A 12,951-nucleotide genomic window follows, 5' to 3' on the forward strand; every position below is an offset into this window, starting at 1 on the left:
TCAGGTGGGCTCTTGGGCGACGATCGCCGCCTGCACGCGCGACCGGAGCCCCAGCTTGCCGAGCACCTTCGACACGTGTGTCTTCACCGTGGTCTCGGCGATGAACAGGCGGCCGGCGATCTGTGCGTTGGACAGCCCCTCGCCGAGGCAGTCGAACACCTCACGCTCACGCTCGGTGAGTTCGTCCAGATTCACCGCGGGGGTCGGGGCCGGCGGCGCGATGGACGCGAAGGTCGAGATCAGCTTGCGGGCGATCTTCGGCGACAGCACGCCCTCGCCGGTGGCCACCACCCGCACGGCGTCCACCAGCTTGGGGGCGTCGACCGACTTCAGCAGGTACCCGGCGGCACCCGCGCGCAGCGCGTTGTAGACGTCCTCGTCGAGGTCGAAGGTGGTGAGTACGAGGACCTGGGCCAGCCCCTCCTCGACGATGCGCCGGGTGGCGGTGATGCCGTCGATCCCCGGCATGCGCAGGTCCATCAGCACCACGTCGGGATTGAGGGCCTTGGCCTGGGCGATCGCCGCGCCGCCGTCCGCCGCCTCACCGATCACCTCGATACCGTCGGCGTCGTTGAGGATCATCGCGAGTCCGGCCCTGATGGCGCCGTAATCGTCTGCGACGAGCACACGAATGGTCACCGGTGCACCTTTTCTGCGAACTACGCCTACGAGTCGAAAAAATCTACCAGCCGGCGACCCACTGTCACCAGCCCTAGTCCACCGGCAGCACGGCACGGACCAGCCAGCCGCGCGGCACGGGACCGGCACTGAACGAGCCACCGATCGCGATGGCACGTTCACGCATGCTCAACAGCCCGACGCCGCTGCCTCGGCGGGTCTGCCCGGCCAGTTCGTTGCTCACCTCCAGGGTGAGCGTGCCCTCGCTGTGCTGGATGGCCACCGAGGCCCGGGCACCCGGCGCGTGCTTGATGGCGTTGGTCAACGCCTCCTGCGCGATGCGATACGCGGCCAGGTCGACCGCGGCGGGCAAAGGTGTGGCGGAATGGCTCAGCGTGTTGTGGACGTCCACCCGCATACCCGCCGCCCTGGCCGATTCGACCAGCTTCGACAGCTCGTTGAGCCGGGGCGGTGAAGTGCTCTCGTCGACGCCGCTGCCGTCCGCGCGCAGCAGCGTGATGATGGAGCGCATCTCCGTCAGTGCGCTGACACTGTTCTCCCGCACCAAAGTGAGGACTTTGCGGGCACTGTCCGGGTCCTTGATGGACAGTGCGGCCTCGGACTGGATGGCGATCGCTGACAGATGCCCGGCCACCACGTCGTGCAGATCCCTGGCCATCCGCGCCCGCTCGGCCGCCACGTCCGCCTTGCGGTCCAGATCGGCGATCCTGGCCAGCTGCGCCGAAACCGCCCGTTCGGACTCGGCCATGATCCGATGCTGCCGGATGTTCGCCGCCCACCACACCGGAATCACGACGAACGGCGCGCAGGCGACCACGACGAAGATGGCCAGCCGCCAATTCGGGACCAGGGTCAGCGCCACGACCGTGCCCACCAAGGTGCCCAGTACGGCGATGGTGGTCACCACCCGGCCGACCCGTTGCGAACTGTAGAGAACCGCGCAGTACAGGTGATCTCCCAGCGCGATCAGGATCGGCGCGGACGTGCCCAGCACGACGTCGCCGGTCAACGGGATGAGGGCCAAAGCCAGGCCGACCACCGGCGCGCGGCGGCGGAGCAGCTGGAGACCGCACATCACCGCCAGCACCGCGATGCGCAGCCAGATCGGCGCGGAACCCTGGTCGAGCACAGGGTAGATACCGGTGCAGTACAACACCGTGCCGCCACAGAAGTACCCCAGGACGATCAGCTGGTCCTGGCGATTTCTGGAAAGACGGTGGAAAGCCGCCATTACGACCGAAGACACCTGACCATGAGAGCACATGCTCATACGCCACACATCCTCCTAAGTGATGAGCGGTGGCATCCGCCCGGGATCCGGGTCATGGCCCCAGATCCACGGGCGCGATCCGGTCGAAGACGTCGCCGGGACCGGGGTTGCCGGGCGGCGTCTGCCCGCCGAGGTGGTTCAGCACTCCCCACACCGCGTTGAGCGCCGTGGTGACCGCGCCCTCGGCGAACCCCGCGGTCCAGGAGATGTCGTCACCGCACAGAAACAGGCCGCGGTGCTCCGGCGCCATGTCCCGTTGCCGGAAATGCGTGAACAACCGTCGCTGATAGCGGTAATGGCCGGGCAGGTTGGCTTTGAACGCGCCCATGAACCGCGGCTCGGTCTCCCAGGTGATCGCCAGCGGCGGGCCGACGACATGCGAGCGGATGTCCACTCCGGGATAGATCGCCGCGAGTTTGCCCAGCAGGAGGTCCAACCGCTCCTCGGCGGACAACGTGGCGAACTTCGACGAGTCGTCGTTCCACGTGTAGGACAGGCACATCACGCCCGGCTCGTCCGGCCCGCGGTCGAACAGGTAGACCCCGCGGGGCATCCGGTCGGTCAGCGTCATGCCCATGGTCTCCCGGCCGGTCGCCGGATCGACGTCACGCCAGAACGGCCGGTCGGTCAGCACGAACAGCTTGGAGGCGCCCATGTAGTGCGTGCGCTCCACGGCGACCCAGTGCTCGGCGGGCAGCAGGCCGGGGTCGGCGTCGATCCGGTTGAGCAGCGTCCACACGTGCGGGCTGAACACCACCGCCGGATACTTGCGTACGGCGCCTGTCGCGTCCTCTACCCGGAAACCGTCGCCGTCGCGGGCGAGGCGGGTCACCGCGGGGTAAGGGGGGCCGCCGTCGTGCAGCCCCGCCAGCGAGGTGCCTTCCGGCCAGTGCGCGGGCCGCTCGGCGGGATGCGCCCACAGTCCGCGCGGCACCTGCTGGGCGCCGTCGAGAATGCTCACCTGGTCCTCGTCGGCCCTGGTGTAGACCACCCGGAGGATCTCGATGACGGAGTTGGGGAAGTCCGTGTCCCAGCCGCCGGTCCCGAAGCCGACCTGGCCGAACAACTCCCGGTGCCGGAACGACTGGAACGCCGGGGTACTGGCCAGGAAGCCGTAGAACGACAGGTCGTCGAACTCCCGCACCAACCGGTCCCACAGCGCCTTGATCAGCGGCACGTCCCGCCGGGCGATCGCCTCCTGCATGGTCGCCAGCGCGGCCCGTTCCTGCAGTGCCTTCGCCCAGGCGTCACTGACCTCCTGGTACTCGGCGGGCAGGTCCTCGGCGGAGCGTGCCCACTGGCGCCCGCCGTACAGATTGATCATCGTGGCGGGGGTCTGCGGCGCGAGCGGGTTCGGGAACGGGGCGGTGCGCAGCCCGAGTTTGTCGATGTAGTGGAACAGCGACGCGGCCGAAACCGGGAACCGCATCGCGCCCATTTCCGCGAAATAGCCGGGGTGGCCGGGAAAGGGCACCGAACGCATCCGGCCGCCGAGTTGCTCGGCCTCGTAGACGTGCGGACGCAGGCCGAGGCGCATCAGTTCGTAAGCGGCGGTGATACCGGACATGCCGCCGCCGATCACCGCGACCGGGGTGCCGTGGCGATGCGACGGCAGCGAGCCCAGTCCGGCCGGGTGGCGCAGCCATTCGTCGTAGCCGAACGGGAAGTCCGGGACCAGCATGGTCAGCACGTCAGGGGTGGCCAGAGACATCGGTCGGCAACCTCTCGACGGAGTTCACTGGGAATTCGCGGGACGTTCGTTTCCGCTGCCCCCTTCGGCCCGCGAATTCCGACAGTATTTCCGCGCCTTCCGGACGAACAACCCCTGCCACCCCCGCTTTGCACGTTCAGGGGTGGATAGGGGCCCGCCGATGGGTCGCGAGTTCGTTAGCGGCTGGCCGTGAAGGACTACAGAGGACCTGGCGATCAAGCCGGTCAAGTGTCGTGAGTGGTAAGTGTCGTTAGAACGACACTTACCACTCACGACCCGCGGTACCGGCGTCATTCGCGACGGTTGTACAACCGCATGCTGATCGTGCCGAAGACCAGGGTGATGACGGCGGAGAAGGCCACTGTGGACAGAATCCAGCCGCCGGGGAACTGACCGGCCATCAGGCCGCGCACGGCGGAGACCACATGCGTGATCGGGTTCGCGTTCACCACGGCCCGCACCGCGCCCGGCATGGTCGCCGGGTCCACGTAGACGTTGCTCAGGAACGTGCCGGGCATGACCACCATCATGCTCACGCTCATCACCGACTTCTCCGAGCGCAGCAGGAGCCCGAACATGGTCCAGATCCAGGAAAACGCGAAGGAGAACAGCAGCAGCAGGGCGATCGCGCCGAGCACCCCGAGCAAGCCCGCCGGGCGGAACCCCATCACCAGGCCCAGCAGCAGAATGGTCACCGAAGCCGCCGAATACCGCACGGCGTCGCCGAGCAGGGCGCCGACCAGCGCCGCGGGCCGCCACACCGGCAGGGTCCTGATCCGGTCGAACACCCCGTCCTTGATGTCGCCGTTCACCCCGGTGCCGGTGTACATGGTGATCATCACGACGCTGGTGACCAGCACCCCCGGCAGCAGGAACTGCAGGTAGTCCGCTGTGGACCCGGCCAGCGCGCCGCCGAACAGGTAGGTGAACATCAGCGTCATCAGCACCGGGAACGCGGTCACGTCGAAGATCTGCTCGGGAATGTGCTTGAGCTTGAGCATCGACCGCCAGCCGAAGGTCAGCGAAGCCGACCAGGCACTGGGACGGCTCGGGGCGTCGCCTTCGGCGAGCACGGATTTCAGCGCGACCTCGGTCATCCGTCCGTCTCCTGTCCCGCGGTGCGCTCGGTGAGGGCGAGGAAGACCTGGTCGAGACTGGGCCTGCCCAAGGTGAAACTGTCGACCCGGACCCCGGCGTCGTCGAGCTCGGCGAGGACGGCGGAAGCCTGTTTCTCCGCTCCCGCGACCGCCACCAGCGCGCTGAGGACCAGCGGATCGGGGTCGGACTCGACGCGTGCGGACAGCACACGCGCGAGCACCGCCTCGGCGGTGTGGCGATCGGCGGGATCGCACAGTCGCAGGTGGACGGTGCCGGCCCCGGCGGAGGCCTTGAGCTCGCCCGGCGTGCCCTCGGCAACCACGCGCCCGCGGTCGATCACCGCGATGCGTGCGGCCAGCCGGTCGGCCTCCTCCAGGTACTGCGTGGTCAGCAGCACCGTCGTGCCCTGCTCGACGATCGTGCGGACGATGTCCCACACCTGGACCCGGCTGCGCGGGTCGAGGCCGGTGGTGGGCTCGTCGAGCACCAGGAGGTCGGGGGTGCGGATGATGCTGGCCGCGATGTCGAGCCGACGGCGCATCCCGCCGGAGTAGGTCTTGACCTGCCTGCCCGCGGCTTCGTCGAGCCCGAAGGCCGACAGCAGCCGCCCGGCCCGCCGCCGTGCCGCCGCCTTGCCGTGGCCGAGCAACCTGGCCAGCATCACCAGGTTCTCCGCCCCGGTGAGCACGTCGTCCACCGACGCGTACTGGCCGGTGAGGCTGATCCTGGCGCGCACGGCGTCCGGTTCGGCGCTCACGTCGTGCCCGAAGACACGGGCCGTGCCGCCGCCCGGGCGCAACAGCGTGGCCAGCACCTTCACCGCGGTCGTCTTGCCGGCACCGTTGGGGCCGAGCACCCCGTAGACGATGCCGGGCGGCACCGTCAGGTCCAGCCCGTCCAGTGCCCGGTGGGCGCCGAAACTCTTGGTCAGCCCGGTGGTTTCGATCGCCGGGCAGTCCCGGCGTCCACCGGGGGTTCTGCTCTTCTCCGCCGTACTTGCCGTCATATCCTGAAGGCGCAAGATCCGGCGGCTCCGCCGCGAGATCCGATCTAGCGGCGAAACTCCTCCGAAGTGATGAGCCTGTCGGTACTCTTGAATGATTTGCCCGCGGCCGTGCCGTTCTATGGTTCTTACAAGGAATTCACCGTCGTCGGCCGAGTGCCGGTGGCAGCACCGAGGAGTACGAGATGCTCGAATTGATCGGAATCCTGTTCGTCGTCCAGGGAATCGGCGGCCTGATCAACAACCTGCAGGCGGACAGCGGCAAGAGCTGGTTCCTGGTCAACCACATCGAGGCGCTGAACGGGTTCGAGATCCCGATCAGCATCGCGCTGATCGTGGTCGGCGGCCTCCTGGCGGGCGGCAAGTACCTGCTCAAGGAGAAGGACAAGTACCTGCGCAAGAACAAGGACAACTGACCCGCACGGACAGGGCACTTGACTACCCGGGGAGGGGTATGAAGTGGACTCGCCGTCGACGACACGCAGTGGCTGGCCTTATCCGGTCGATCCGAATTCGAGGCCGCCGCGCACACCGGGCCCGATCAGCTTGCACCGCAACGACAATCAGCCCGCGTATGTGGGTGTACCGACGTTCATGAGCCTGCCGATCTGCCTGACCCCGGAGGACTTGGTCGCCGGGAAGGTGGACGTGGCGGTGCTCGGCGCCCCGGTGGACACCTCCACCGGACACCGCGGTGCGGCGTTCGGCCCGCGGGCACTGCGGTCGGACGAGCGATACCTGTTCAACAACACCGCCGAGCTGGTCAACGCCAGCACGCGGGTGAAACCGTTCACCGAGCTGACGGTGGTGGACTACGGGGACGCCGCGGTGGACTTGTGGAGTATCGAGAACACCGAGGGCACGGTGGGCGAGGTCGTCGGCGAGGTGGTCGCGGCGGGCGCGGTGCCGGTGATCATGGGCGGTGACCACTCGGTCATGGTGCCCAGTGTCCGCGCGCTGGCCGAGAAGTACGGCAAAGAGAAACTGGCCGTGGTGCACTTCGACGCGCATCCCGACTGCCACGAAGAGATCTACGGCCACGCGAAGACCCACGCCACCACCATCTGGCGGCTGGTCAACGAACTGGGCATCCCCGGGCGCAACATCGTGCAGGCAGGCATCCGCACGCCGGGGTCACCGGACAACCAGCTGTTCAACTGGATGCGCAAACAGGGCATCCACACCCACTTCATGGCCGAAATCGAGCGGACCGGCCTGCCGGCCGTGGTGGACAAGGTGATCGACGAGGCCACCGCGCACGCCGAGGTCGTCTACGTCTCGCTGGACATCGACGTGGTGGACCCGGCGTACGCGCCCGGCACCGGAACCCCGGAGCCCGGCGGCCTGACCAGCCGCGAAATCCTCACCACGTTCCGCAGGCTGTGCCACGAGATGCCGGTGGCCGGGCTGGACGTGGTGGAGGTGGCACCGCATCTCGACCCCGGTTACGTCACCGCGATGCTCGCCCGCCGGGTGATCCTGGAGTCGATCAGCGGACTGGCCATGCGCAAGGCGGGCATCAGCTCCCGCAACTATCTCCACCCGGTCGCCTCGGGTGAGATCCCCTTCGCCTTCAAGGGCTGACGAGCGGGGGTCCCCGGGGACCGCGCGGGCCGTGCCGGACGTCCGGCACGGCCCGCGCGACGCCCGCGTCCGGTGGGGTTCCCGGATACCCCCCAGCCCGGTTCCCCCGCCGGACGCGGGTCTGTGTAAGCCGGGGCAGACCCTCCCCCTGGTCCGCCCCGGTTCTCCGAATGACTCAGGAGGGCGACCCGCCGTCAGGTCGCCCTCCTGAGTCATACCGTCGGAAGACGCGGTCTCAGCTTTCGAGTTCCGCGACGACCCAGTCGCTGATGGCGCGTGCGGTGTCCGCCGCGCCGTTCTCCATGATCCCGAAGTGGTTCCCCGGAATGTCCATTGTGGAATGCGGCAGGGTCCAGGTCGCCTGCCCGCCGTCGCCCAGCGGCTCGGCGGCTCGGACGAGGAGGGTGGGCGCCGAGATCGGCTCCGGGGTCCACGCCAGGTTGAAGTAGCGGCCCATCGCGGTCAGCCAGGCCTCGCCCCAGGCGTCGTCGGCGGTGCGGTCCCGGTCGATCAGGCCCTGCCAGGTGTCGGCGATCGAGTCCCCGATCGCCGCGAGGTCCACCTGGGAATAGGTGTCCAGCAGGATCACCGCCGCCGGGTGGATACCCTCGTTCTCCAGCCGTCGTGCCAGCGCGTGGGCGATGACCCCGCCGGACGAGTAGCCGACCAGGACGAACGGGCCTTCGCCGACCTGCTCCTCGATGGCCGCCTGGTGCACGTCGAGCAGCGCGCCCGCGTCGGCGGGCAGTGGCTCCCCGGTGAGGAAACCCAGCAGTGGCAACACGAACAGGTCCCGCTCGGCGCGGAGCTCGGCGGCGAACCGGGAGTACTGCTGTGGGCCGGTCTTGCCGACGAACGGCGGCACGCACACGAACCGCGTCGGTGCCGGTCCCTCCGCGAGCCGCACCGCCTCCGGGGGCGAGGGCAGGTCCTTCGCGCAGCCGAACGTCGGCAGGAAGGTGCCGGCGGTGTTCAGCAGCGCGATGAACTCGTCGATCCGGCCCAGTTCGCCCGCCCGCTCGTAGAGTGCGCTGAGTGTGCCGGCGGGCCGCGCCGAGGCCGCCTCGGCCCGCTCTCCCACCAGGGTGAGCAGATGCCGGGCCAGTTCGACCGGGGTGCCGAACTCGAACACCGCGGTCGAGCGCACCGGGCGCCCGATCCCCGCCGTGAGCCGCTTGGCCAGATCCACCGCCGTGAGCGAGTCGAATCCGGCCTCCAGCAGGTGGGCGCCGGGTTCGACCGCGGTCGCGTCCGGGTGACCCAGCACCGCGGCCACGACGGCCCGCACCTGGTCGACCACGAAGGACAGCCGCTCATCGGGCGGCAGCGCCCCGAGCCCGGCGGCGATGCCCGCCTCGGACTCGGCGGGCTCTTCGGCCACGGCAGCGGCTTCCGTCAGTTCGGCCAGCAGCCGGCTCGGCCTGGTGGCGGTGAACACCGGCGCGAAGACCGGCCAGTCCATATCGGTCACCGTCAGCGTGGTCTCACCGCGGTCGAGGGCCTGTGCCAGCGCCCGGACGGCGAGTTCGGGCGCCATCGGGCGGACCCCGCGCCGCAGCATCGCGGCCCGGTACGGCCCCACGGCGAGCCCGTCGCCGTCCCAGCCGCCCCAGGCGATCGAAGTCGCGGCGAGGCCGCGGGCGCGGCGGCGTTCGGCCAGTGCGTCGAGCGCCGCGTTGCTCGCGGCGTAGGCGCCCTGCCGGATCCCGCCCCAGACGCCCGCGCCCGAGGAGAACAGCACGAAGGCGTCGAGCGGGCTGCCCGCGGTGAGTTCGTCGAGCAGTTCGGCGCCGGTCACCTTGCCGTCGAAGACGTCGGCGAGCAGCTCCGGGGTCGTCTCGTCGAGCGGGACGGAGGGAGCGATCCCGGCGGTGTGGACGACCGCGGACAACGGCGGCAGCACGTCGAGCAGTTCGACCAGCGAGCCGCGGTCGGACGCCTCGCAGGCCACGATGGTGACCTTGGCGCCCAGCGCGCTCAGCTCGGCTTCGAGTTCGGCGGCACCCGGGGCCTGCGCGCCCCGCCTGCTGGTGAGCACGAGGTGCTCGGCGCCGCCCGCCGCGAGCCAGCGCGCGACATGTCCGCCGAGCGCACCGGTGCCACCGGTGATCAGGACGGTCCCCCGCGGCTGCCAGCGCGACTCGGGCTCGTCCCCGGCCGGGGCTCGGACCAGCCGCCGGCCGAACACCCCGTTGGCCCGTACGGCGAGCTGGTCCTCGTCCCCGGCTCCGGCGAGCACGTCGGCGAGCAGCCCGGTCACCCGGTCGCCGGTCACCGGGGGAAGGTCGACGATCCCGCCCCACCGTCCCGGGTATTCGAGCGCCGCGCTCAGCGCGAGCCCCCACACCGTGGCCTGGCCGGGGTCGGGCGCCGTGTCCGCGGTACCGGTCGCGACCGCGGCCTTCGTGCAGAGCCACAGCGGGGCCGTGTGCCCGGCGTCGCCGAGTGCCTGGACGACGACGAGCCCGGCGAGTGCCCGCTGCCCTGGCCGTCGTTCCGGTTCGAAGGCCAGCAGGGACAGCACGCCGTCGAACCCCGGCAGCCCCGAAAACCGCTCGGCCAGTGTCTCGCGCCGCAGGTCGCCGACGGGCACGGGCAGCTCGTACACCCTGGCTCCGCGATCGGCGAGTGCCCGCAGCACGGCGGCCACGTCCTCATCGGGCGCCTCCGGTACGAGCACCAGCCAGTCGCCGGTGAGCGGGGTGCTCGTGCCGAGCCCGACCGGCCGCCACTCCACCCGGTAGCGCCATGAGTCCACAACGGACAGATCGGCCCGTTGCCGGTACCAGCCGGACAACGCGGGCAGCACCGCGCCCAGCGCGTCGGGGTCGGGGACGTCGATCAGCTGGGCCAGCTCGGTCAGGTCCTGGTCGCCGACCAGTTCCCAGAAGCGGCCACCGACCGGGTCCGCCGTGGCGGGCGCCGGCTCGGCCTGACGGATGTTCCAGTAGCGGCGGCGCTGGAAGGCGTAGGTGGGCAACGGAATCCGCCGGGGTTCGGCCCCCGCGAAGGCCGCCGGCCAGTCGACCTCGGTACCGGCGATGAAAGCCTCGCCGAGCGAGACGAGGAACTGCCGCATCCCGCCCTGCTCACGGCGCAGGGAGCCCACGACGGCGACCCCCTCCGCGCCCGCGTCCTCGGCGATCGCGTGCACGGCGTTGCGCAGCAACGGATGCGGCGCGGCTTCGACCACGAGGTCGAAGCCGTCGTCGATCAGCCCGCGCAGCGCCGGTTCGAACAGCACCGGCTGCCGCATGTTCCGGTACCAGTAGGCGGCGGTCAGCTCCGCCGGGTCGATCCGGGCGCCGGTGACCGTGGAGTGGAAGGCCACCTCGGTCTGCTGTGGGCGGACCGGGGCCAGCTCCCGCAGGATCCGCTCCCGCAGCACCTCGACCTGAGGCGAGTGCCCGGCGCCCGGCGTGCCGGGGATCCGCCGTGACCGCACCCGGCGCTGCTCGCACAGGGCCAGCAGTTCCTCCAGCTGAGCCAGGTCCCCGGCGACCGTGCACAGCGCCGGACCGTTCACCGCGGCGACGGTCAGCCCGTCCCAGGGTTCGATCAGGGCGGAGGCCTCGGCGTGCGGAAGTGAGACCGAAGCCATCCCGCCCTGGCCGGCGATTTCCAGCAAGGCTCGCGAGCGCAGGGCGACGATGCGGGCGGCGTCGTCGAGGGTGAGCGCGCCCGCGACGTACGCGGCGGCGATCTCGCCCTGCGAATGCCCGGTCACCGCGTCCGGCCGGACACCGTGGGAACGCCACAGTTCGGCCAGCGACACCATCATCGTGAACAGCACCGGCTGCACCACGTCCAGCCGGTCCGTCGAGGCGGCGCCCTCGTCGCCACGGATCACCGCCGCCACGGAGAAGTCCACGTAGGACGCGAAGGCGGCGTCACAGGTCCGCACGCTTTCGGCGAAGATCGCGGAGTCCGCGTACAGCTTCGCGCCCATCCCGGGCCACTGCGAGCCCTGGCCGGGGAAGACGAACACCGTCCGGCCGCCGGCGCGGACCGGGCTCCCGTGCGCGGCGCCGTCCGGCTCCCCGCCCTCGGCGAGCACGCCGAGCCGGGCCGAGAACTCCTCCAGGGTGTCCGCGGCCAGCACCGCGCGATGCGTGAAGCGGCTGCGCGTGGTCAGCAGGGAATGCCCGACGTCGGCCGGGTCGAGCCCGGGTTCCGCGTCGATGTACGCGCGCAGCCGGGCCGCCTGCGCGCGCAGCCCGGCCGGCGACTTGGCCGACAGCACCCACGGCACCGTCGCCGCCGGACGGGATCCGGCCACGGGTGACGGCGTACCGGCGGGCGCCTGCTCGACGATGAGGTGCGCGTTGGTGCCACTGAGCCCGAAGGAGGACACCCCGGCGCGCCGCGGACGGCCGGTCTCCGGCCAGGGCATGGCCTTGGTGAGCACCTCCACCGCACCGGAGGACCAGTCCACGTGCGGGGTCGGCTCGGTCACGTGCAGGCTCCGCGGCACCAGACCGTGCCGCATCGCCTGCACCATCTTGATCACCCCGGCCACCCCGGCGGCGGCCTGGCTGTGGCCGATGTTGGACTTGATGGAGCCGAGGCGCAGCGGCCGGTCCGCGGGACGGCCCTGGCCCAGGGTGGCCAGCAGGGCGGTGGCCTCGATCGGGTCGCCCAGCGAGGTGCCGGTGCCGTGCGCCTCCACCGCGTCCACGTCCGAGGCCGTCAGCCTGGCGGAGGTGAGCGCGTCGCGGATGACGCGCTGCTGGGCGGCGACGCTCGGCGCGGTCAGCCCGTTGCTGGCGCCGTCCTGGTTGATCGCGCTGCCGCGGAGCACCGCCAGCACCTCGTGGCCGTTGCGTTCGGCGTCGGACAGCAGTTCCAGGGTCAGCAGTCCCGCCCCCTCCGCGAAGGCGGTGCCGTCGGCGCCCGCGCCGAACGCCTTGCAGCGTGACTCCGCGGCGGCCGCGTCGAGCCCCTTGGCGTCGAGGAACACGGCGAGTGAGGCGAGCACGGTGACCCCGCCGGCGAGCGCGAGCGCGCACTCACCGCGTCTCAGCGACTGCATCGCCAGGTGCAGCGCGACCAGGGACGACGAACAGGCGGTGTCGATGGTCAGCGCCGGGCCCTCCAGTCCCAGCGTGTAGGCCACCCGGCCGGACAGGACGCTCGGCGCCGTCCCGGTGAGCACATAGCCCTCGGCTTCCGGCGCGACACCCTCGCCGTCGAGGCCGTAGCCGGAGGTGGTGCCGCCGACGAACACGCCGGTGCGGCTGCCCCGCAGCGCCGCCGGGTCGAACCCGCCGCGTTCCAGTGCCTCCCAGGCCAGCTCCAGCAGGACCCGCTGCTGTGGGTCCATGGTCAGCGCCTCACGCGGGCTGATCCCGAAGAACGCGGCGTCGAAGTGCCCCGCGTCGTCGATGAACCCGCCTTCGCCGTCGGCGGCGTCCCAGCCGCGGTCGACGGGCAGCGGGGTGATCGCGTCGACCTCGTCCGCGACCAGCCGCCACAGTTCCTCCGGCGAATTCGCCCCGCCCGGGTACCGGCACGCCATGGACACCACGGCGACCGGCTCCCCCGCGGCCGCCTCGGCGCTCCGCAGCCGCTCACGCGTGTCGTGCAGGTCCGCGGTGACCCGCTTCAGGTAGTCGAGAAGTTTCTGCTCAGTGCTCATGGCTGTGC

8 protein-coding genes are annotated in these 12,951 nt (G+C 70.8%); 2 read left to right on the forward strand and 6 right to left on the reverse strand.

Translation table 11 applies throughout. The annotated features are described in order from the left end of the window. The 5 genes from SD37_RS26600 to SD37_RS26620 all read right to left on the reverse strand — a co-directional run bounded on the left by SD37_RS26600 (position 1) and on the right by SD37_RS26620 (position 5,724). The gene (locus SD37_RS26600) at positions 1 to 639 is read right to left on the reverse strand and encodes a response regulator (protein WP_037309211.1); all 639 of its coding nucleotides are present in this window, start codon (positions 637 to 639) and stop codon (positions 1 to 3) included. Between the two features lie 73 nt (positions 640 to 712). Continuing rightward, entirely contained in the window at positions 713 to 1,870 is a 1,158-nt protein-coding gene (locus SD37_RS26605; protein ID WP_418189830.1) for a sensor histidine kinase, read from the reverse strand. Positions 1,871 to 1,961: 91 nt separating this feature from the next. After that, the gene (locus tag SD37_RS26610; protein WP_065912989.1) at positions 1,962 to 3,620 is read right to left on the reverse strand and encodes a flavin monoamine oxidase family protein; all 1,659 of its coding nucleotides are present in this window, start codon (positions 3,618 to 3,620) and stop codon (positions 1,962 to 1,964) included. A gap of 290 nt (positions 3,621 to 3,910) precedes the next feature. Then, positions 3,911 to 4,717: an ABC transporter permease gene (locus tag SD37_RS26615; protein WP_037309219.1), complete on the reverse strand. Its 807-nt coding sequence runs from the start codon at positions 4,715 to 4,717 to the stop codon at positions 3,911 to 3,913. After that, the gene (locus tag SD37_RS26620; protein WP_044849872.1) at positions 4,714 to 5,724 is read right to left on the reverse strand and encodes a daunorubicin resistance protein DrrA family ABC transporter ATP-binding protein; all 1,011 of its coding nucleotides are present in this window, start codon (positions 5,722 to 5,724) and stop codon (positions 4,714 to 4,716) included. The genes SD37_RS26615 and SD37_RS26620 overlap by 4 nt, the downstream gene beginning before the upstream one ends. A 182-nt stretch (positions 5,725 to 5,906) precedes the next feature. On the opposite strand from SD37_RS26620, the gene SD37_RS26625 reads away from it, so the two are divergent. Together SD37_RS26625 and speB are read left to right on the forward strand one after the other, a co-directional pair. After that, the gene (locus tag SD37_RS26625; RefSeq protein WP_044849873.1) at positions 5,907 to 6,137 is read left to right on the forward strand and encodes a hypothetical protein; all 231 of its coding nucleotides are present in this window, start codon (positions 5,907 to 5,909) and stop codon (positions 6,135 to 6,137) included. Between the two features lie 178 nt (positions 6,138 to 6,315). After that, a complete protein-coding gene (speB, locus tag SD37_RS26630) occupies positions 6,316 to 7,305 on the forward strand; it encodes an agmatinase (protein WP_236725123.1) in 990 nt (329 codons plus the stop codon). Positions 7,306 to 7,540: 235 nt separating this feature from the next. On the opposite strand, the gene SD37_RS26635 is transcribed toward speB, so the two are convergent. Continuing rightward, positions 7,541 to 12,943: a type I polyketide synthase gene (locus SD37_RS26635; protein WP_044849875.1), complete on the reverse strand. Its 5,403-nt coding sequence runs from the start codon at positions 12,941 to 12,943 to the stop codon at positions 7,541 to 7,543. Positions 12,944 to 12,951 lie beyond the last annotated feature (8 nt).

Source organism: Amycolatopsis orientalis (assembly GCF_000943515.2).
Lineage (GTDB): Bacteria > Actinomycetota > Actinomycetes > Mycobacteriales > Pseudonocardiaceae > Amycolatopsis > Amycolatopsis orientalis.

Excerpts from the sequence above, each read along its gene's own strand:
- SD37_RS26635 (WP_044849875.1), bottom strand. The coding sequence starts at position 12,943 with ATGAGCACTGAGCAGAAACTTCTCGACTACCTGAAGCGGGTCACCGCG.
- SD37_RS26610 (WP_065912989.1), bottom strand. The coding sequence starts at position 3,620 with ATGTCTCTGGCCACCCCTGACGTGCTGACCATGCTGGTCCCGGACTTC.
- SD37_RS26605 (WP_418189830.1), bottom strand. The coding sequence starts at position 1,870 with ATGGCGGCTTTCCACCGTCTTTCCAGAAATCGCCAGGACCAGCTGATC.
- SD37_RS26620 (WP_044849872.1), bottom strand. The coding sequence starts at position 5,724 with ATGACGGCAAGTACGGCGGAGAAGAGCAGAACCCCCGGTGGACGCCGG.
- speB (WP_236725123.1), top strand. The coding sequence starts at position 6,316 with ATGAGCCTGCCGATCTGCCTGACCCCGGAGGACTTGGTCGCCGGGAAG.
- SD37_RS26625 (WP_044849873.1), top strand. The coding sequence starts at position 5,907 with ATGCTCGAATTGATCGGAATCCTGTTCGTCGTCCAGGGAATCGGCGGC.
- SD37_RS26615 (WP_037309219.1), bottom strand. The coding sequence starts at position 4,717 with ATGACCGAGGTCGCGCTGAAATCCGTGCTCGCCGAAGGCGACGCCCCG.